Consider the following 19,476-nt stretch of genomic DNA (forward strand, 5'->3'; position numbering starts at 1 on the left):
CGGCATGCCCAAGTCCGCCAAGGCGAAGGCCCAGGAGCAGGTGCCGCCGCCGCTGCCCGAGCCGCTGACCGTCCCCGTCGCCGACGCCCACACCCACCTCGACATGCAGGGCACGACCGTCGACGAGGCCCTCGCGAAGGCCACGGCGGTGGGCGTGACCCGCATCGTGCAGATCGGCTGCGACGTCGAACGCGCCCACTGGGCCGCCAAGGTCGCCGCCGACCACGACGCGATCGTGGCCGCCGTCGCCCTGCACCCCAACGAGGCGCCGCGTATCGAGGAGGCCCAAGGCCCCGGCGGCCTCGACGCCGCGCTGCGGGAGATCGCGGACCTCGGCGCGCTGCCCCAGGTGGTCGCCATCGGCGAGACCGGGCTCGACCGCTACCGCACCGGGCCCGAGGGCGTCGCGGCGCAGCAGCGCTCGTTCAGGCGGCACATCGCGCTGGCCAAGGAGCTGGACAAGGCCCTGGTCATCCACGACCGCGACGCGCACGACGACGTGCTGCGCATCCTGCGCGAGGAGGGCGCCCCGCGCCGCACGGTGTTCCACTGCTACTCGGGCGATGTCGCGATGACCGAGGTGTGCGCCGCCGAGGGCTACTTCATGTCGTTCGCCGGGAACGTCACGTTCGCCAGCGCCCAGCCGCTGCGCGACGCGCTCGCCGCCGCGCCGCCCGAGCTGCTGCTGGTGGAGACGGACGCGCCGTTCATGACGCCCGCGCCGTTCCGCGGCAGGCCCAACGCGCCCTATCTGATCCCCGTCACGCTGCGCGCGATGGCCGAGGTCAAGGGGCTGGCCGAGGACGAGCTCGCCCGGCACGTCGCGACCAACGCCGAACGGGTCTTCGGGTGACCCAGGACGCGCTGCTCGGCCCCTCCGACATCCGCGAGCTCGCGGCGGCGCTCGACCTGCGCCCGACGAAGCAGCGCGGCCAGAACTTCGTGATCGACGCCAACACCGTGCGCCGCATCGTGCGCGCCGCCGACATCGGCCCCGACGACGCGGTGGTCGAGATCGGCCCGGGGCTCGGCTCGTTGACCCTGGCGCTGCTGGGCGCCGCGGGCCATGTGACGGCGGTGGAGATCGACGACGTGCTCGCGGCGGCGCTGCCCGCGACGGTCGCGGCGCGCCTCCCGGCGCGCGCCGACCGTTTCGCGCTGGTCCACGCGGACGCGCTGCGCGTCACCGAGCTGCCGGGCCCGCCCCCGCGCGCGCTCGTCGCCAACCTGCCCTACAACGTCGCGGTGCCGGTGCTGCTGCACATGCTGGCGACGTTCCCCGGCCTCGAACGCGGCCTGGTGATGGTGCAGTCCGAGGTCGCCGACCGTCTTGTCGCCCCGCCGGGCTCCAAGGTGTACGGGGTGCCCTCGGTCAAGACCGCGTGGTACGCCGAGGCGCGGCGGGCCGGGGCGATCGGCCGCACGGTGTTCTGGCCCGCGCCGCGCGTGGACTCGGGCCTGGTCTCCCTGGTCCGCCGCGACCCCCCGCCGACGCGGGCCTCGCGCGCCGAGGTCTTCGCGGTGATCGACGCGGCGTTCGCGCAGCGCCGCAAGACGCTGCGCTCGGCGCTGGCCGGTTGGGCGGGGTCGGCGGCTGCGGCGGAGGCGGCGTGCGAGGCGGCGGGCGTCGCCCCGACGGCCAGGGGCGAGTCGCTGACGGTGGAGGACTTCGCACACCTGGCGGAGTCAAGGCCCACCCGCGGCGGCGCCTAGACTCGGACCCCATGGGGTCCCCCGCGCAAGTCGTCACCGTCCGTGTGCCCGCCAAGGTCAACGTTCAGCTGGCCGTCGGGCCGCCGCGGGCCGACGGGTTCCACGACCTGGCCAACGTCTTCCTCGCCGTCGGCATCCACGACCACGTCACCGCGGCCCCCGCCGACGCGCTCGCCGTCACGTGCGCGGGGCCAGGCAGCGACGACGTTCCCCTCGACCCCGAGGCCAACCTCGCCGCCCGCGCCGCGACCCTGCTCGCGGCTCTGCACGGCATCGAGCCCGCCGTCCGGCTGCACATCGACAAGGACATCCCCGTCGCCGGTGGCATGGCGGGCGGCAGCGCCGACGCCGCGGGGGCGCTCCTGGCGTGCGACACCCTGTGGGGCACCGCCACCCCACGGCCCGAGCTCCTGAAGCTCTGCGCCGAGTTGGGCTCCGACGTGCCGTTCAGCCTGGTGGGCGGGGCCGCGTTGGGGCGGGGGAGGGGAGAGTTGCTGACCGGGCTGCCGGTGTCGGGCGCGTTCCACTGGGTGTTCGCCCTCGCCGAAGGCGGCCTGTCCACCCCCGCCGTCTACCGGGAGTGCGACCGGCTGCGCGACGCCGAAGGCGTGCACCCGCCGCGCCCCGAGCCCACCCCCGCGCTGCTCGACGCGCTGCGCGACGGCGACGCCCACGCGCTGGCCGCCACCCTGGCCAACGACCTCGAGACCGCCGCCCTCTCGCTGCGCCCCTCGCTCGCCGCCACCCTCGCCGCGGGGGCGGAGGCGGGCGCGCTCGCCGGGCTCGTCTCGGGCTCGGGGCCCACGTGCGCGTTCCTCGCCGAGGACGCCGACGCCGCCGCCCGCGTCGCCGCCGCGCTCAGGGCCGGGGGCACGTGCCGCGACGCCCGCGCGACGACGGGCCCCGCCGCGGGGGCGACTACCATCGAGTCCCATGCCTGAGTCCCCCAAGTCCGCCCGGAATCTCGTCAACCTGGAGTCCGTCGGCAAGGTCTACGGCACCCGCGCGGTGCTCGACGGAGTCTCGCTCGGCGTCGGCGAGGGCGACCGGATCGGCGTCGTGGGGCGCAACGGCGACGGCAAGACCACGCTGGTGCGCGTCCTCGCCCGGCAGGAGGAGCCCGACGACGGGCGCGTCACCCACTCGGGGGGCCTGCGCCTCGGCGTGCTCACCCAGCACGACCCGCTCGACCCGGCCGCCACCGTCCGCCAGGAGGTCATCGGCGACCTCGCCGACCACGAGTGGGCGGGCGACGCGCGCGTGCGCGCCGTGCTCACCGGGCTGTTCGGCGGGCTCGACCTGCCCGGCTTCCCCGCGGGCCTCGACACGGTGATCGGCCCGCTCTCCGGCGGCGAGCGGCGCAGGATCGCGCTCGCCAAGCTGCTGATCGCCGAGCAGGACCTCATCGTGCTCGACGAGCCGACCAACCACCTCGACGTCGAGGGCATCGCGTGGCTCGCCGAGCACCTGCGCGCGCGGCGTTCGGCGCTCGTGGTGGTCACCCACGACCGGTGGTTCCTCGACCAGGTCTGCACCCGCATGTGGGACGTGCAGCGCGGCACCGTGCACACCTACGAGGGCGGCTACAGCGACTACGTCTTCGCGCGCGCCGAGCGCGAGCGCGTCGCGGCGGGCGAGGAGGCCAAGCGGCAGAACCTCGTGCGCAAGGAGCTCGCGTGGCTGCGGCGCGGGGCACCGGCCAGGACGAGCAAGCCGCGTTTCCGCGTCGAGGCGGCCAACGCCCTGATCGCCGACGTCCCGCCGCCGCGCGACCAGGCCGAGCTGACGCGCTTCGCGGGCGCCCGCCTCGGCAGGACCGTGTACGACCTCGACGACGTCACCGTCACGGCGGGCGACCGCGAGCTGCTGAGCCACCTCACGTGGCAGCTCGGCCCCGGCGACCGGATCGGCCTGGTCGGGGTGAACGGCGCGGGCAAGACGACGCTCCTGCGCGCCATGGCCGCGGGCCGGGCCGCCGCGGGGACGATCACGGTCGGCAAGACCGTGCGGCTGGCGTATCTGTCGCAGGACGTCGCGGAGTTGGACCCCGCGCTGCGCGTGCTCCAGTCCGTCGAGCAGGTCAGGGCACGCGTCGACCTGGGCGGCGGCAAGGAGTTGACCGCGTCGCAGCTGTGCGAGCGGTTCGGCTTCGGCAAGGAGCGCCAGTGGACGCCGGTCGGCGACCTGTCGGGCGGCGAGCGGCGGCGGCTCCAGATCCTGCGGCTGCTGATGGACGAGCCCAACGTGCTGTTCCTCGACGAGCCGACCAACGACCTGGACATCGAGACGCTGACCCAGCTCGAGGACGTGCTCGACGGCTGGCCAGGGTCGCTCGTCGTGGTCAGCCACGACCGTTACTTCGTGGAGCGCACCACCGACCGCGTCTTCGCCCTGCTGGGCGACCGGGCGCTGCGGATGCTGCCGCGCGGCATCGAGGAGTACGTGGAGCGGCGCGCCGCCCGGCTGGCCGAGGCGGCGGCCTCGCCCCCGCCGACGACGGCCCGCGCGGCCACGAGCCCGCCGCCCGCCCAGCTGTCGCGCGTCGCGCAGAAGGAGATCCAGCGGATCGAGCGGCAGCTCGACCGCATCGGCGAGCGGGAGAGCGCGCTGCACGGCGAGATGGCCGCGCACGCGACGGACTTCAAGCGGGTCGCCGACCTCGACGCCGAGCTCCGCGAACTCACCGAGCAGCGCGACCAGTTGGAGACCCGCTGGCTCGAACTCGCGGACGGCGGCTGACACCGGAACCGGCCGAATGCCCCACGAGGCCGGAACCGCAAGGGGCCGTACCGGTGTCCGATGGTAAAAAGAGCTTTGCTCGACCGCACGATCGACCGCCGATCGGCCGCAGTCCTTCGCCCACGCGCCCAGCGCGGCCGTGGCCCACCGGCCCCAGGGGGATCCATGTCTCAGCCGCCACCGCCGAACCAGCCCCCTGGGCCGCCCGCCGGCGGCTACGGGCCGCCGCCCGAGCCGGGTCCCGGATCCGGCGACGCGCCCGGCGGCTATGGCTTCCCCACGCCGCCCTCCGCGCCCGGCACCCCGCCGCCCGCGCCCGGCACGCCGCCGTCGGCGCAGCCCGTGGTGCCGGGCGGCCAGCCGGGCCAGCCGGGATACGGCTACCCGCAGCAGCCCCCGCCCCACGCGACGCCCCCCGCGCCCTACGCCTCGCCGTACGCGTCGGGTGAACAGACGGCGGGCGGCTCCTCGTTCGGCGCCCCGACCGCCCCCGGCCCCTACAAGGCGCCGACCCTCGGCTATGGCCCGTCGGGCCCCAACTTCCCCACGCCGGGCGCCCCTTCGGGGTCCGTTCCGCCGAGCGGCCGCTCCGGCGGCTCGAACCGCACCAAGATCCTCATAGCCGTGGCCACGGTGTTCGCGCTCGTGCTGGTGGCGGGTGGCGCGTTCCTGGTCTTCGGGGGCGACGACGGCGGCGGCGAGCCCGCGGCCCAGGAGGAGCCGAGCGGCGAGCCCGGCGGCGACGGGGGCGGGGGCGGCGAAGAGCCGGGTGGCGGGGAGCTGCCCGCCGAGGCGATCTCCGCCTCGCTGGCGTGGGAGCTGCCCGCGTACGAGCCCACCTCCGAGGAGAACGTGGTCGAGGCCAAGGGTTTCTGGTGGCTCGACGACGCGTTCGTGCGCGTGATGCCCGACGAGATCGTCTCCTACGACCTGGCGACCGGCGCCGAGAACTGGTCGCTGCCGTTCGAGTCCGCCGACGGCAACTGCCTGGCCTCGCCCAATGTCTCCGAGAACCGCGTCGCGCTCCTCCAGGGCCGCGACTGCGAGGAGTTGACCGTGGTGGACATCTCCACGGGCGACGAGGTGCTGACGATGCCCCTCGACACGGTCCAGTCGACCGACTTCGACACCTACCCCTGGATCCTGGGCGACACGGTCGTCATGGGCACCGGCACGGCCGGGATCGGCTACAGCATCAGCGAGGAGCGCAAGCTCTGGGAGAGCGGGTCGGCCGACCGGTGCAAGGAGACGGACTTCATGGTCGTCGACGAGACGATCATCTCCAACTACCTGTGCGGCACGTTCTCCGAGCCCCAGGGCGGCAGCATCCGCGCCACCGACGAGACGGGCGAGGAGCAGTGGGTCTGGGAGTACCCGGCCGCCCACGAGGAGCTGATCGTGGCCGTCGACGCGGTGGTCTCGGTCGAGCCGCTCGTGGTCCAGGTCTCGCTGAGCGAGGACGGGTTCTCGTCGGGCGAGAGCCAGCTGTGGGTGATCGACGAGGCACACCAGGAGGTCCAGGCGGTCCTCGACTACAACGCCGACCACTACACGGCGCCGTGCGAGGTCACGATCTTCCACAACTGCTCGGCCTCCGCGATCGCGGGCGGCCACCTCTTCCTCGCCACGATGGAGCCGGGGCTCGACGGCAACGCGCTGGTGGCGTTCGACCTGGCGACCGGACAGCCCGCCTACGAGGTCCAGCCGATCAACGGCGGTCAGATCCGGCCCTTCGGGGTCCAGGACGGTCAGGTCCTGGCGTATCAGGCGGCCACGACCGAACTCGAGGGCATGGTCGTCGCCGTCGATCCCGAGACGGAGGAGATCCGGCCCATCATGGCGCTCGACCGCGCCGCGCGGGCCCAGGAGGCGTCGATGGGGGGCAGCCTCTTCCCGCACGACCAGCAGCCGCTGTGGCGGGACGACACGTTCACCCTGGTCAACTTCAAGTTCTACAGCGAAGCCCTGGACGAGCCCCGCGCCATGCTGGTCTACCGGTGAGCGTGCGCGTCGTCGTCGTCGACGACAGGCGGCTGGTCGCCGAGGCGCTGGCCTCGGCCCTGCGGGTGCGCGGCCACCGGGTGCTCGGCGCGGGCGCGCCGGTGAGCCGCGCGGCCGACCTGGTGGTGGGCAAGCAGCCCGACGTGTGCCTGCTCGGCTCCCTCGAACCCGACGCCCCCGGCGCGCTCGACCCGGTGCTGCGGATACGGCGCGAGTGTCCACGCGTGGCCGTCGTCGTGCTCGGCCCCGTGCCCCGGCCGCGTGGCGTCGCCGCCGCGTTCGCGGCCGGGGCACGCGGCTATGTGCGGCACGACGAGCGGATCGACGGCGTGGAGCGCGCGATGTTCAGGGCCAAGGCGGGCGACGCGGCGGTGTCGCCGCAGCTGCTGAGGGAGGCGTTCGCCGAGCTGCTGCACCCGCGGACCGGCGCGGAGGCCGAGGGCGCGCGCCTGGCGGCGCTGCTGACGGAGCGCGAGGCGGACGTCCTGATGCGGATCGTGGACGGCGAGGACACCCGCCGCATCGCGGCGGGCCTCGGCGTCGCCCCCAGCACGGCGCGCACGCATGTGCAGCGGCTGTTGACCAAGCTGGGGACTGCGTCCCGCCTCGAAGCGGCGGCCCTCGCGGTCCGCACGGGCCTCCTCGACCACCTCCACCGTCCCGCGAGGCCCTGACCCGGCTGCGCTGCGCGCTGCTGCGCCAGGGCGTTCGACGCGGCGGGTCACCCGCCCGGCACATCCCGCCGCCGGAGGCGATTCCCCCCACCGAAGGCGACCCCGCGTGCCGGGCCGTTCCCGCCCTACGGGGGAGGCGCCTCCCGCGCCGGGAGGCCCGTGGCACCGGGCTGGAGCCGCGCCCGTCTCCCCGGCCGAAGGCGGCCCCAAGCCGGGCCTCGCTTGTCCCCGCCGGAGGCGGCTCTGTACCGGACTGCTCCCACCCTGGCCGGAGGCCCCTCGCCGGGGGGCGCCCCCCACCGGAGGCGATCCCGCGCCGGAGGTGCCACCGCCGCGAGGCGGCCCCAACGCCGGGCCCGCGCTTCCCCCCGCCGCCGGAGGTGGCTCTGTACCGGACTGCTCCCACCCCCGGCCGGAGGCTCCCCGCCGGGAGACGACCCGCACCGGAAGGCGACGCCCGCTGGGAGGCTGCTCCCGCCCCGGGGGCCGTGCCCGCTTCCCCGGCCGGAGACGACCCCCTCGCCGGAGGCGGTCGCTGTGCGGGGAGTTCTCGCTCCGTGTCGGGGGTGGCTGCGCCCCCGGGGCCGCGCCTCGGCAACTGCCCCGCGCCGGAGGTGGCTCTGTACCGGACTGCTCCCGCTCCCGGCCGGAGGCCTCTCGCCGGGAGACGACCCTCTCGCCGGGGGGGCGACCCCCACCGGAGGCGATCCCGCGCCGGAGGTGCCACCGCCGCGAGGCGACCCCAACGCCGGGCCCGCGCTTCCCCCGCCGCCGGAGGTGGCTCTGTACCGGACTGCTCCCGCTCCCGGCCGGAGGCCCCTCACTGGGAGGTGATCTGCCCGCCGGGGGGCGACCCCCACCGGAGGCCCCCCGCCGGAGGCGACCCTCGCTGGGAGGCGGCGCCCGCTGGGCGGCGGCCCCGCGTCGGAGGCCGTGCCCGCTTCCCCAGCCGGAGGCGCCCTCTCGCCGGAGGCGATCCCCCGCGTCGGAAGGCGACCCTCGCCGGGGGCCGTGCCCGCTTCCCGGGCCGGAGGCGCCCTCTGGCCGGAGACGACCCCCTCGCCGGAGGCGATCCCCCGCGCCGGAAGGCGACCCCCCGCCCGTCGGAAGGCGATCCCGCGCCAGAGGCGCCCCCCCGCCGGGAGGCGACCGCGCGCCGGAGGCGATCCCGCGCCGGAGGCGATCCCCCCCCGCCGGAAGGCGATCCCGCGCCGGAGGCGGGGCCTGGAGGGGAAGGGGCCACCGGGAGGTGGCTGGGCTCGTGGGCTGGCTGTCCGCAGGACTGTAGCTGTATGCTTCCTTATGTTGAATTCTGTTGGAGTGCGCTGACTCTGGATCTGGACCGGGTGATGAAGAGGACCACGACCCGCCTCGCCGACGGCCGCGAGCTGCTCTATTACGACCGCGTCGACGGCAGCCCCCGCGCCGCCGTCGACCGCAGGCCACTGCCGCCGGTCGACCGCTCCGTCGCGCCCTCCGAGATCCGGCACCACCCGCTCCTCGGCGAGCCCGTGGCCTACGCGGCCCACCGCCAGGCCCGCACCTACCACCCCCCGGCCGACCAGTGCCCGCTGTGCCCCTCGCGGGGCGACCGGCTGAGCGAGATACCAGCGGAGAGCTACGAGGTGGCGGTCTTCGAGAACCGCTTCCCCTCCTTCGGCGGCGACACAGGCCGCTGCGAGGTCGTCTGCTTCACCTCCGAGCACGACGCGTCGTTCGCCTCGCTCACCGAGGAGCAGGCCGCCCTCGTGCTCCACGCCTGGACCGACCGCACCGCCGAGCTGCTGCGGCTGCCCGGCGTGACGCAGGTCTACTGCTTCGAGAACCGCGGCGTCGAGATCGGCGTCACCCTGGCCCACCCGCACGGCCAGATCTACGGCTATCCCTATGTCACGCCGTTCACCCGGCGCGCCATCGACGCCGTCGCCGGGCACCGGGCCCGCACCGGGGCCAACCTCTACGACGAGATCCTCGCCGCCGAGCGCGCCGATGGCCGCCGCGTGGTGCTCGAGACGGGCGCGTGGACGGCGTTCGTGCCGCACGCGGCCCGCTGGCCCTACGAGGTGCACCTCTATCCGCGCCGCCGCGTCCCCGACCTGACGGCGCTCGACGAGGCGGCGCGCGCCGAGCTCCCCGGGGTCTATCTGGAGCTGTTGCGCCGTTTCGACCGGATCTTCGGGCCCGACGCCCCGCCCACGCCCTATATTTCCGGCTGGCATCAGGCGCCCGTGGGCATCGGGGACGAGGCCCGCGACGACTTCGCGCTGCGTCTGGAGCTGTTCACGATCCGGCGCAGCCCCGGCAAGCTCAAGTACCTGGCAGGCTCGGAGTCGGGCGTGGGCGCCTTTGTGAACGACGTTCTGCCGGAGGCCGCGGCCGACCGGCTGCGAGAGGTGGCGAGCGGCACATGAGCAAGTACCTGGTGACCGGGGGAGCGGGCTATGTCGGCGGGGTCGTCGCGGCCCACCTGCTGGCCGCGGGCCACCGTGTGACGGTGCTCGACGACCTGTCCACGGGCTTCCGCGCGGGCGTCCCCGAGGGCGCCGACTTCGTCGACGGCCGCGTCCAGGACGCGGCCAAGCACCTCGACGCCAGCTATGACGCCGTTCTGCACTTCGCCGCGTTCTCCCAGGTCGGCGAGTCCGTGACCAACCCCGAGAAGTACTGGCGGAACAACGTCGGCGGCGCCATCGAGCTCCTCGCCGCCATGCGCGACTCGGGCGTCGCCACCCTCGTCTTCTCCTCCACGGCCGCCGTCTACGGCGAGCCCGGGACCACGCCCATCACCGAGGACGCCCCCACCGCGCCGGGCAGCCCGTACGGCGCGTCCAAGCTCGCCGTCGACCACATGATCACCGGCGCGTGCGCGGCCCACGGCCTGGCCGCCGTCTCGCTGCGCTACTTCAACGTCGCGGGCGCCCACTCCTCACCCGCGGGCCGCCAGGGCGAGCGGCACGACCCCGAGAGCCATCTGATCCCGCTGGTCCTCCAGGTCGCCCAGGGCCGCCGCGAGGCCATCTCGGTCTACGGCACCGACTACCCCACCCCCGACGGCACGTGCGTGCGCGACTACATCCACGTGGACGACCTGGCCGAGGCCCACCTGCTGGCCCTCGGCGCGGCCACCCGGGGCGAGCACCTGATCTGCAACCTCGGCAACGGCAACGGCTTCTCCGTCCGCGAGGTCATCGAGACCGCCCGCCGCGTGACGGGCCACGCCATCCCCGAGATCGAGGCACCCCGCCGCGCGGGCGACCCGGCCGTGCTGGTCGCCTCGGCCGAACGGGCGAGGAGCCGCCTCGGCTGGACCCCGTCCCGCCCCGACCTGGCCGCGATCATCGCCGACGCCTGGACGTTCGCCCAACGCGCCGCCGACGCGGGGGCGACCGCCGAGGGGGAGGCCAAGTGACCGACCACGAGCGGCTGTTCGGCACCGCCCCCGAGGGCCTGTGGGCCGCCCCAGGGCGGGTCAACCTCATCGGCGAGCACACCGACTACAACGAGGGCTATGTGATGCCCCTCGCCCTCCCGCAGACCATCAAGGCCCTGGTCTCGCGCCGCCCCGACCGCCTCCTGCGGCTCCACTCGGGCCACGAGCCCGACGCCGAGCCCGTCACCGTCGACCTGGCCGCGCTCGCCCCTGGCGCTGTCCCCGGCTGGGCCGCCTACCCCGCGGGCGTCGCCTGGGCGCTCGCCGAGGCGGGCCACGAGATCGGCGGCGCGAACATCTCGTTCGACTCCGACGTGCCCACGGGCGCGGGGCTCTCCTCATCCGCCGCGCTCGAGGTCGTCACCGCCCTGGCACTCAACGACCTGGGCGGCCTCGGCCTGCCGCCCGAGACCCTTGCCCGGCTCTCCCAGCGCGCCGAGAACGACTTCGTCGGCGTACCCAGCGGCATCCTCGACCAGATGGCCTCCGCGTGCTGCGTCGCCGGGCACGTCCTGCACCTGGACACGCGCGACCTCGGCCGCCGCCACGTGCCGTTCGCCATGGCCGTCGAGGGGCTGCGGCTGCTCGTCGTGGACACGCGCGTCAAGCACGCCCACGCCGACGGCGCCTACGCGAAGCGCCGCGCGGAGTGCGAGGCGGGCGCGGCCGCCCTCGGCGTGCCGTTCCTGCGCGACGTGGACCACGACGACCTCGACGCCGCGCTGACCCGCCTGACCGACCCGGTCGTGCGCCGCCGCGTGCGGCACGTGGTCACCGAGGACCGGCGCGTCGAACGCGTCATCGCGCTGCTCGACGCGGGCCGCGCCCGCGACATCGGCCCGCTCCTCACCGAGGGGCACGCCTCGCTGCGCGACGACTTCGAGGTCTCCTGCCCCGAGTTGGACCTGGTCGTCGCGGCCGCGGTGGACGCGGGCGCGCTCGGCGCCCGGATGACGGGCGGCGGCTTCGGCGGCTCGGCCATCGTGCTGGTGGACGAGGACGCGGCGGAGGCGACGGGAACGGCCGTGCGAGAGGAGTTCGCGGCGCGCGGGCTCGCGGCGCCCCGCGTGTTCGAGGCGATCCCCTCGGCGGGCGCCCAGCGCATCCCGATGTGATCGCTTCGATACCGCCTCTTCCGCGAAACCCCTACCGCCACCGGCCCGCGCCCGTACTCTGAGGGGACAGCACCGGTGGGGGCCGGTGCTGATCAGGGGGCGAGAGCGGTGGGCGCGGCGCCCAGGACTCCTCACCGGTGCTGACGCGGCGGCGGCCGCGGCGGCCCCGCCGGGGCACAGGGGCCGCGCCCGCCGGCCCGACTCACCGTGAGCCTAGGGGCAGTTGTGGACCGTATTCGCGTGCTGGTCGTCGACGGGCACCGGATCTTCGCCGAGTCGCTGGCCACCGCGCTCACCGCGGAGCAGGACGTCGAGGCGACGGCCGTCGGGACCGTCGCCGCCGCCCTGCACGTCATCGAACGCGCCAGGGCGGGGGGCGAGCCGCCCTACGACGTGCTGCTGCTCGACGCCGACCTGGACGGCGCGGCCGCCGCGGCGCCCGACGAGGAGTCCCTGCTGGCGATGGCGGCCGAACGCCTTCCCGCCCTTCGTTCTGTCATGCTCGCGGCAGAAGATGACGCCGCCCAGGCCGCGGCGGCCCTGGGCGCGGGCGCCTCGGGCTGGGTCGCCAAGGACAGCTCGCTCGCCCGCCTGCTCCAGGTCATCCGCGGCGTGCTGCGCGACGAGACGCATGTGCCCCCCGCCCTGCTCACCGGCGTGCTCCGTGAGCTGCACCGCGACCGCCACCACCGCAGCGAGCACCAGCGCCTCGTCGAGTCGCTGACGCCGCGCGAGCTCGAGGTGCTGCGGTGCATGCTGGCGGGCCTGGGGCGCAAGGCCGTCGCCGAGCGCCTCTACCTCTCCCCGCACACCGTCCGCACCCACATGCAGAACGTCCTGGGCAAGCTCGGCGTCCACTCGACCCTCGCCGCGGTGGCACTGGCCCGGCGGGCCGGCGTCCCACCAGCCGACCCCGCCACGTGACGGCCGGTCCTGCGCCGGGGTGTTCACGCGCGGGTGTTCACGCCGGGGTGTTGTCGAACGGGGCCGTCAGGTGGCGCAGCAGTGCGGCCAGCTCGCGGCGCTGGGCGCCGGTCAGCCCGCCGAGCAGCGCGCGCTCCTGGGCGAGGAGGCCCGACAGGGCGCCGTCCGCGTGGCGCTGCCCGGTGACCGTGAGCCGCACGAGGACGCCCCTGCGGTCGTTGGGGTCGGGGAGCCGCTCGACCAGGCCCTTCTTGGCGAGCCTGTCGATCCGGTTGGTCATGGTGCCCGACGTCACCAGCGTCTGGGTGAGCAGCTGCCCCGGCGAGAGCTGGTACGGGCTGCCCGCCCGGCGCAGGGCCGTGAGGACGTCGAACTCCCAGGGCTCGAGGTGGTGTTCGGCGAACACCAGGCGCCTGGCCCGGTCGAGGTGGCGCGCCAGCCTGCTGACCCGGCTCAGCACCTCGAGCGGCTCCACGTCGATATCGGGCCGCTCGCGCCGCCAGGCCGCCACCAGCCGGTCAACCTCGTCCTCCATGCCCCCAGTCTAGGCGTTCCCTCGACATGAAGTCTCTTGATGTCGAGATAGTAACGGTACGATCGTCCCATGGCTCCTGTATCGCCCCGGGCCCAGTGGGATCCCGCCCAGTACGCCCGCCACAGCGGGGATCGCGCCCGGCCCCTGCGCGACCTGATCGCGCGCGTCCCCGCGCTCCCCGACGCGCCCCGGATCGCCGACCTCGGCTGCGGCCCTGGGCGCCCCAGCCTGCTGCTCGCCGAGCGCTGGCCCGACGCCCGCGTCACCGGCTACGACAACTCCGACGCGATGCTCGCCGAGGCCGCGACGGTGGCCGGGCCCCTCCCCGGGGGCGCGGGCTCGCTCGCGTTCGCCCACGCCGACCTCGCCACCTGGCGCCCGGCCGAGCCGTTCGACCTGATCCTGTCCAACGCCGCCCTCCAGTGGGTCCCCGGCCATGTCTCGGCCTTCCCCGCGTGGGTCGCGGGCCTCGCGCCCGGCGGGGTGCTGGCGTTCCAGGTCCCGGGGAACTTCGCGGCCCCCAGCCATGTCCTGATGCGCGAGCTGTGCGCGAGCCCCCGCTGGCGCGACCGGCTCGGCGGCGTCCTGCGCCACCCCGACGCCGTGCTGACCCCCGAGGGCTACTTCGACGCGCTGGCCGACCTGGGCAGCGCCGTGGACGTGTGGGAGACCACCTACCTCCACCTCCTGCCCGGCGACGACCCGGTCCTCGACTGGCTGCTCGGCACGGGACTCCGCCCGGTGCTGACCGCCCTCGACGGCGACCCAGGGGCGCGGGAGGCGTTCGTCGACGAGCTCCGCGGCGCCCTGCGCGCCGCCTATCCGCGGGGCCCGCACGGCACCCTGTTCCCCTTCCGCAGGGTCTTCGCCGTGGCCACGTCAGCCGGACGCCGATAGGGCAACGGCGTTGGGCGATTCGAGTGAACGCCGACAACCGAATCCGCCCAGGCGCGTTGTGCAGGTCGCTCCAGAAACAGGGCATTCCAGAGAACTCGGAAGGACAAGCTAGTGATCAAGAAGACGCTTGCCACGGCTGCCATCGCGGCCTCCGCCGTCGGCGCCGTCGGAATCGCCGCCAGCCCGGCGATGGCCATCGGTGGGGATGCCGGTCACGAGACGGTCAACGGCAACGGGTCCGCCAAGCTCTACGGCAACACCACCACCGGTGGCACCATGAGCCCCAACATGGCCCTGGTCAACGGCTCGCTGAACGACCTGTGCATCCCGGCCCTGCCGAACACGACCGCTCAGAGCATCCTCGGCCTGGTCAACGTCGGCCTGGACGACATCCTGTCCAGCCAGCAGCAGCAGTACTGCAACGACAACTCCACGCAGATCGACGGCGACGACCCACTGTCCAAGCTGCTTTCGGACCTGTCGCTCCTCTCGGAGAACGGCGTCAGCGAGCACTGACGGATCCGCGTCTCGCCTACGCGGGCTCCGGGTTCTTCGGCCTTCTTCTCCGGCGCTCCGCACCGCACGACCCCCTCCCGGGACCCTTGAGGTCCCGGCGAGGGGGTCGCGGTGTTTCCTGCGAACGGTGTTTCCTGCGAACGGCGTTCACGCGGAGCGGCGTTCACGCGGAACCGGGGCGCTCAGGTGCGGCGGTGGCCCACCAGGCGGGGGCTGTGGTCGAGGCCCTGGAGGCCGTTCCACGCGAGGTTCACCAGGTGGGCGGCCACCTCGGCCTTCTTGGGCTTGCGCGCGCTCAGCCACCACTGGCCGGTCAACGCCACCATCCCCACGAGCGCCTGCGCGTATATCGGCGCCAACTTGGGGTCATAGCCACGGCTCTTGAACTCGAGCCCCAGGATGTCCTCGACCTGGGTGGCGATGTCGCCGATGAGCGACGCGAAGGTCCCGGTGGACTGCGCCACCGGCGAATCACGCACCAGGATGTGGAAGCCGTCGGTGTACTGCTCGATGTAGTCGAGCAGGGCGAACGCCGCCTGCTCGAGCAACTCCCTGGGGTGCCCCGCGGTCAGGGCGCCGGTCACCATGGACAGCAGGCGGCTCATCTCGCGGTCCACGACGACCGCGTAGAGGCCCTCCTTGCCGCCGAAGTGCTCATAGACCACCGGCTTGGAGACGCCCGCCTTGGCGGCGATCTCCTCGACGGACGTGCCCTCGAAGCCCCGTTCGGCGAAGAGGGTGCGGCCGATGTCGAGCAACTGCTCCCTGCGCTCGGTGCCGGTCATTCTCCGGCGGGCCCGCCGCGGGGTCCTGGCCGGTCGCTCCGGCCTGTCCTTGCCACTGCCCTTGATGCTGTTGTCGGTCGCCACGGACCCCATCATGCCGCGTGGGCGGTGGCCGCTTCCTCACGGTTTTCCCCTGGTTCGGTATGGGGATCGTTTCGCTTGGCGTCGATGCGCGACCGCTTGGGCCAGCGGACGTCGTCGACCCAGCCCGCCTTCTCGAACCAGCGGATCAGCCGGGCGCTCGAGTCCACCTGCCAGCGGTCCACGCCGTGCCTGGCGCACGTGGGGTCGGCGTGGTGCAGGTTGTGCCAGGACTCGCCGCACGAGAGGACCGCGAGCCACCACACGTTCCCGGAGCGGTCACGGGACTTGAACGGCTGCTTGCCGGTGGCGTGGCAGATCGAGTTGATCGACCAAGTCACGTGGTGCAGCAGGGCGACGCGGACGAGCGAGCCCCAGAAGAACGCGCTGGCCGCGCCCTGCCACGACCATGTCGCGAGCCCGCCGATCAGCGGGGGCAGCGCCAGGGAGACCACGGTCCACAGCACGAACTGGCGTGAGATGCGCCGGGTGATCGGGTCCTTGATCAGATCGGGCGCGTACTTCTGCTGGGGCGTCTGCTCGGTGTCGAACATCCAGGCCATGTGGGCCCACCACAGGCCCTTGAGCAGCGCGGGCAGCGTCTCCCCGTAGCGCCAGGGGGAGTGCGGGTCGCCCTCGGCGTCCGAGTGCCTGTGGTGCTTGCGGTGGTCGGCGACCCACCGCACCAGCGGGCCCTCGACGGCCATCGACCCGGCGATGGCGAGCGCGACCCGCATGGGCCGCTTGGCCTTGAACGCCCCGTGCGTGAAGTACCGGTGGAAGCCGATGGTGATGCCGTGGCAGCCGAGGAAGTAGAACGCCACGAGCAGGGCGATGTCGAGCCAGCTGACGCCCCAGCCCCAGGCCAGGGGCACCGCGGCCACCAGGGCCACGAAGGGGACGACGATGAAGAGGAGCAGGGCGACCTGCTCGACCGAGCGGCGCTGCTCGCCGCCGAGGGTCGCGGACGCGGCGCCGTCGGCGGGGGCCGGGTCGGCCGCGGTCGCCGGGGGAGTGGACGCGAGGTCCTGGGGTGTGGACATGGGCTTTTCCTTGGGGGGAGAAGAAGCGTTAAGGAAGGCTTCAGCCACCTACGGGACCGTAACCTACGGCATCGTAAGTATCGCCGCTCGCCACCGGGCCCCCGGCTCTCACGACCGGGTGACGGCGAGGTGACGACCGGGTGCGGCTCGCTCATTACGATGGGGCGTGCCGGACAACGCGGTCCGCCATGTGCCAACGACCTGCCGGAGAAGTCCGCCGCGAGGAGCCGCACTGTGAGCAGTCCCGATCGTCAGCCCCAGCCGGAGACGTCCGGCGTCACCGACATCCCGGACGCCAAGGGGGCGCCGGAGAGCAGTAGCGCGCTGCGCGCCGACATCCGCCGTCTCGGTGACCTCCTGGGCGAGACGCTGGTCCGCCAGGACGGGTCCGAGCTGCTCGATCTTGTCGAGCGCGTCAGGGCGCTGACCCGCAGCGACGGGGAGGCGGCGGCCGCGCTGCTCGGCGGCACCGACCTGGTGACCGCGGCCAAGCTGGTCCGCGCGTTCTCCACGTACTTCCACCTGGCCAACGTCACCGAGCAGGTGCACCGAGGGCGTGAGCTGCGCGAGCGCAGGGCCGCGGTGGGCGGCGAGCTGTCGCGCACCGCCGACATGCTCAAGGACGCGGATCCGGCCCATCTGCGGCAGACGGTGGCGAACCTCGGGGTGCGGCCCGTGTTCACCGCGCACCCCACGGAGGCCGCGCGCCGTTCGGTGCTGACCAAGCTGCGCAAGATCGCCGAGCTGCTCGACCACCCCGAGCACGAGCACGGCGGCGACCGGCGGCGCACCGATCTGCGGCTCGCGGAGAACATCGACCTGATCTGGCAGACCGACGAGCTGCGCGTGGCCCGCCCCGAGCCCGCCGACGAGGCGCGCAACGCCGTGTACTACCTGGACGAGCTGCACGCGGGCGCCGTGGGCGACGTGCTCGAGGACCTGGCCACCGAGCTCGAGCGGGCCGGGGCGCCGCTGCCCACCGGCGGCAGGCCGCTGACGTTCGGCACCTGGATCGGCGGCGACCGCGACGGGAACCCCAACGTCACGCCGTCGGTGACATGGGACGTGCTGCTGCTCCAGCACGAGCACGGCATCAGCAGCGCGCTGCGGCACATCGACGAGCTGCGCAGCGCCCTGTCCAACTCCATCCGGAACTCAGGCGCGAGCCAGGTCCTGCTCGACTCGCTGGCGGATGACCTGGCGGCGCTGCCCGAGATCACCCCGCGGTACAAGCGGCTCAACGCCGAGGAGCCCTACCGCCTCAAGGTCACCTGTATCCGGCAGAAGCTGGTCAACACCCGGACGAGGCTGGCCGACGACGCCCCGCACGTGCCGGGCCGCGACTACCTGGGGACCGGGGAGCTGCTCGACGACCTGCGGGTCGTGCAGACGTCGCTGCGCGAGCACAGGGGCGGGCTCATCGCCGACGGGCGGCTCGAGCGGCTGATGCGGACGCTGGCCGCGTTCGGCATCCAGCTGGCCACCATGGACGTCCGCGAGCACGCCGACGCCCACCACCACGCGCTGGGCCAGCTCTTCGACCGGCTGGGCGAGGAGTCGTGGCGGTACGCGGACATGCCGCGCGAGTACCGGACCAAGCTGCTGGCCAGGGAGCTGCGTTCGCGCAGGCCGCTCGCGCCCACGCCCGCGCCGCTCGACGAGGCGGGCGCGAAGACGCTCGGCGTCTTCGAGACGGTCCGCAAGGCGCTGGAGACCTTCGGCCCCGAGGTCATCGAGTCGTACATCATTTCGATGTGTCAGGGCGCGGACGACGTGTTTGCCGCGGCCGTCCTGGCGCGTGAGGCCGGGCTGATCGACCTGCACGCCGGATGGGCGCGGATCGGGATCGTTCCGCTGCTGGAGACGACCGACGAGCTCCGCATCGCGGACAAGCTGCTCGACTCGATGCTCTCCGACCCCTCCTACCGCCGCCTGGTCTCGCTGCGCGACGACGTGCAGGAGGTCATGCTCGGGTACAGCGACTCGTCGAAGTTCGGCGGGATCACCACGTCGCAGTGGGAGATCCACCGCGCCCAGCGGCGGCTGCGCGACGTGGCGCACCGGCACGGGGTGCGGCTGCGGCTCTTCCACGGCAGGGGCGGCACGGTCGGCCGGGGTGGCGGGCCCACGCACGACGCGATCCTGGCGCAGCCGTGGGGCACGCTCGAGGGCGAGATCAAGGTCACCGAGCAGGGCGAGGTCATCTCGGACAAGTACCTGGTGCCCTCCCTCGCCAGGGAGAACCTGGAGCTGACCGTCTCCGCGACGCTCCAGGCGTCCGCGCTGCACACCGCGCCGCGCCAGTCGCAGGAGGCCCTGGCCCGCTGGGACGCGGCGATGGACACCGTCTCCGACGTCGCGCACACCGCCTACCGCCGCCTGGTCGAGGACCCCGACCTCCCGGCGTACTTCTTCGCCTCGACCCCGGTGGACCAGCTCGCCGAGCTGCACCTGGGCTCGCGCCCCTCGCGCCGCCCCGACAGCGGCGCGGGCCTCGACGGGCTGCGGGCGATCCCCTGGGTGTTCGGCTGGACGCAGTCGCGGCAGATCGTGCCGGGGTGGTTCGGCGTGGGCTCGGGGCTGCGCGCGGCCCGCGAGGCGGGGCTCGACGACGTGCTCGGCGAGGCGTACGAGCACTGGCACTTCTTCCGCAACTTCCTGGCGAACGTCGAGATGACGCTCTCCAAGACGGACCTGCGGATCGCCAGGCACTATGTCGAGACGCTCGTGCCCGACGACCTGCGGCACGTCTTCGCCACGATCGAGGCCGAGCACGCGCTGACCGTGGCCGAGGTGCTGCGCATCACAGGGGAGCGCGAGCTGCTCGACGCCAACCCCGCGCTCCAGCGGACGCTGCGCATCAGGGACGCCTACCTCGACCCGATCTCCTACCTCCAGGTCACGCTGCTGCACCGGCAGCGCGAGGCGGCGCGGCGCGGCGAGGAGCCCGACCAGCTGCTGTCGCGGGCGCTGCTCCTGACCGTCAACGGCGTGGCGGCGGGCCTGCGCAACACCGGCTGACG

At 74.1% G+C, this 19,476-nt stretch carries 16 protein-coding genes; 13 read left to right on the top strand and 3 right to left on the bottom strand.

Translation table 11 applies throughout. The annotated features are described in order from the left end of the window. Nucleotides 1-4 precede the first annotated feature (4 nt). From D7318_RS15650 to D7318_RS15695, 10 genes are all read left to right on the top strand, one after another. Nucleotides 5-853 carry a TatD family hydrolase gene (locus tag D7318_RS15650; protein WP_120697718.1) on the top strand — a complete coding sequence of 283 codons (849 nt, stop codon included), beginning with the start codon at nt 5-7 and terminating at the stop codon, nt 851-853. Next, entirely contained in the window at nt 850-1,713 is an 864-nt protein-coding gene (gene rsmA / locus D7318_RS15655) for a 16S rRNA (adenine(1518)-N(6)/adenine(1519)-N(6))-dimethyltransferase RsmA (RefSeq protein WP_120697719.1), read from the top strand. The genes D7318_RS15650 and rsmA overlap by 4 nt, the downstream gene beginning before the upstream one ends. Before the next feature lie 11 nt (nt 1,714-1,724). Further along, nucleotides 1,725-2,654, top strand: coding sequence for a 4-(cytidine 5'-diphospho)-2-C-methyl-D-erythritol kinase (locus D7318_RS15660; protein WP_120697720.1), 930 nt, complete (start codon nt 1,725-1,727; stop codon nt 2,652-2,654). After that, nucleotides 2,647-4,452: an ABC-F family ATP-binding cassette domain-containing protein gene (locus D7318_RS15665; RefSeq protein WP_120697721.1), complete on the top strand. Its 1,806-nt coding sequence runs from the start codon at nt 2,647-2,649 to the stop codon at nt 4,450-4,452. Before D7318_RS15660 ends, D7318_RS15665 begins: the two co-directional genes overlap by 8 nt. A gap of 165 nt (nt 4,453-4,617) precedes the next feature. Continuing rightward, entirely contained in the window at nt 4,618-6,453 is a 1,836-nt protein-coding gene (locus D7318_RS34585; protein ID WP_120697722.1) for an outer membrane protein assembly factor BamB family protein, read from the top strand. Continuing rightward, nucleotides 6,450-7,127, top strand: a complete 678-nt coding sequence (locus tag D7318_RS15675; protein ID WP_120697723.1) for a response regulator transcription factor — start codon at nt 6,450-6,452, stop codon at nt 7,125-7,127. Before D7318_RS34585 ends, D7318_RS15675 begins: the two co-directional genes overlap by 4 nt. 1,349 nt (nt 7,128-8,476) lie before the next feature. After that, nucleotides 8,477-9,538: a galactose-1-phosphate uridylyltransferase gene (galT, locus tag D7318_RS15680; protein ID WP_120697724.1), complete on the top strand. Its 1,062-nt coding sequence runs from the start codon at nt 8,477-8,479 to the stop codon at nt 9,536-9,538. Continuing rightward, nucleotides 9,535-10,536 carry a UDP-glucose 4-epimerase GalE gene (gene galE, locus D7318_RS15685; RefSeq protein ID WP_120697725.1) on the top strand — a complete coding sequence of 334 codons (1,002 nt, stop codon included), beginning with the start codon at nt 9,535-9,537 and terminating at the stop codon, nt 10,534-10,536. Before galT ends, galE begins: the two co-directional genes overlap by 4 nt. Beyond that, nucleotides 10,533-11,672, top strand: coding sequence for a galactokinase (galK, locus tag D7318_RS15690; protein ID WP_120697726.1), 1,140 nt, complete (start codon nt 10,533-10,535; stop codon nt 11,670-11,672). Before galE ends, galK begins: the two co-directional genes overlap by 4 nt. Nucleotides 11,673-11,897: 225 nt before the next feature. Beyond that, nucleotides 11,898-12,596 (top strand): helix-turn-helix transcriptional regulator, encoded by a 699-nt coding sequence (locus D7318_RS15695; protein ID WP_120697727.1) that lies wholly within the window; start codon nt 11,898-11,900, stop codon nt 12,594-12,596. 37 nt (nt 12,597-12,633) lie between these two features. Here the strand turns inward: D7318_RS15695 and D7318_RS15700 are convergent, their stop codons facing one another. Further along, entirely contained in the window at nt 12,634-13,131 is a 498-nt protein-coding gene (locus D7318_RS15700) for a MarR family winged helix-turn-helix transcriptional regulator (RefSeq protein ID WP_120697728.1), read from the bottom strand. 69 nt (nt 13,132-13,200) lie between these two features. On the opposite strand from D7318_RS15700, the gene D7318_RS15705 reads away from it, so the two are divergent. Both D7318_RS15705 and D7318_RS15710 read left to right on the top strand, forming a co-directional pair. Then, nucleotides 13,201-14,028: a trans-aconitate 2-methyltransferase gene (locus D7318_RS15705; protein WP_120697729.1), complete on the top strand. Its 828-nt coding sequence runs from the start codon at nt 13,201-13,203 to the stop codon at nt 14,026-14,028. A gap of 111 nt (nt 14,029-14,139) precedes the next feature. Continuing rightward, nucleotides 14,140-14,544, top strand: coding sequence for a rodlin (locus D7318_RS15710; RefSeq protein WP_120697730.1), 405 nt, complete (start codon nt 14,140-14,142; stop codon nt 14,542-14,544). Nucleotides 14,545-14,726: 182 nt separating this feature from the next. Here D7318_RS15710 and D7318_RS15715 read toward each other — a convergent pair whose 3' ends face one another. Together D7318_RS15715 and D7318_RS15720 are read right to left on the bottom strand one after the other, a co-directional pair. Continuing rightward, nucleotides 14,727-15,422 carry a TetR/AcrR family transcriptional regulator gene (locus tag D7318_RS15715; RefSeq protein WP_120697731.1) on the bottom strand — a complete coding sequence of 232 codons (696 nt, stop codon included), beginning with the start codon at nt 15,420-15,422 and terminating at the stop codon, nt 14,727-14,729. After that, nucleotides 15,422-16,453: an acyl-CoA desaturase gene (locus tag D7318_RS15720; RefSeq protein ID WP_120697732.1), complete on the bottom strand. Its 1,032-nt coding sequence runs from the start codon at nt 16,451-16,453 to the stop codon at nt 15,422-15,424. Before D7318_RS15720 ends, D7318_RS15715 begins: the two co-directional genes overlap by 1 nt. A 234-nt stretch (nt 16,454-16,687) precedes the next feature. On the opposite strand from D7318_RS15720, the gene ppc reads away from it, so the two are divergent. Further along, entirely contained in the window at nt 16,688-19,474 is a 2,787-nt protein-coding gene (gene ppc, locus D7318_RS15725; RefSeq protein WP_408055494.1) for a phosphoenolpyruvate carboxylase, read from the top strand. Nucleotides 19,475-19,476: the final 2 nt, after the last annotated feature.

Origin of the sequence: Streptomyces radicis (genome assembly GCF_003626575.1) — a bacterium.
Lineage (GTDB): Bacteria > Actinomycetota > Actinomycetes > Streptomycetales > Streptomycetaceae > Streptomyces > Streptomyces radicis.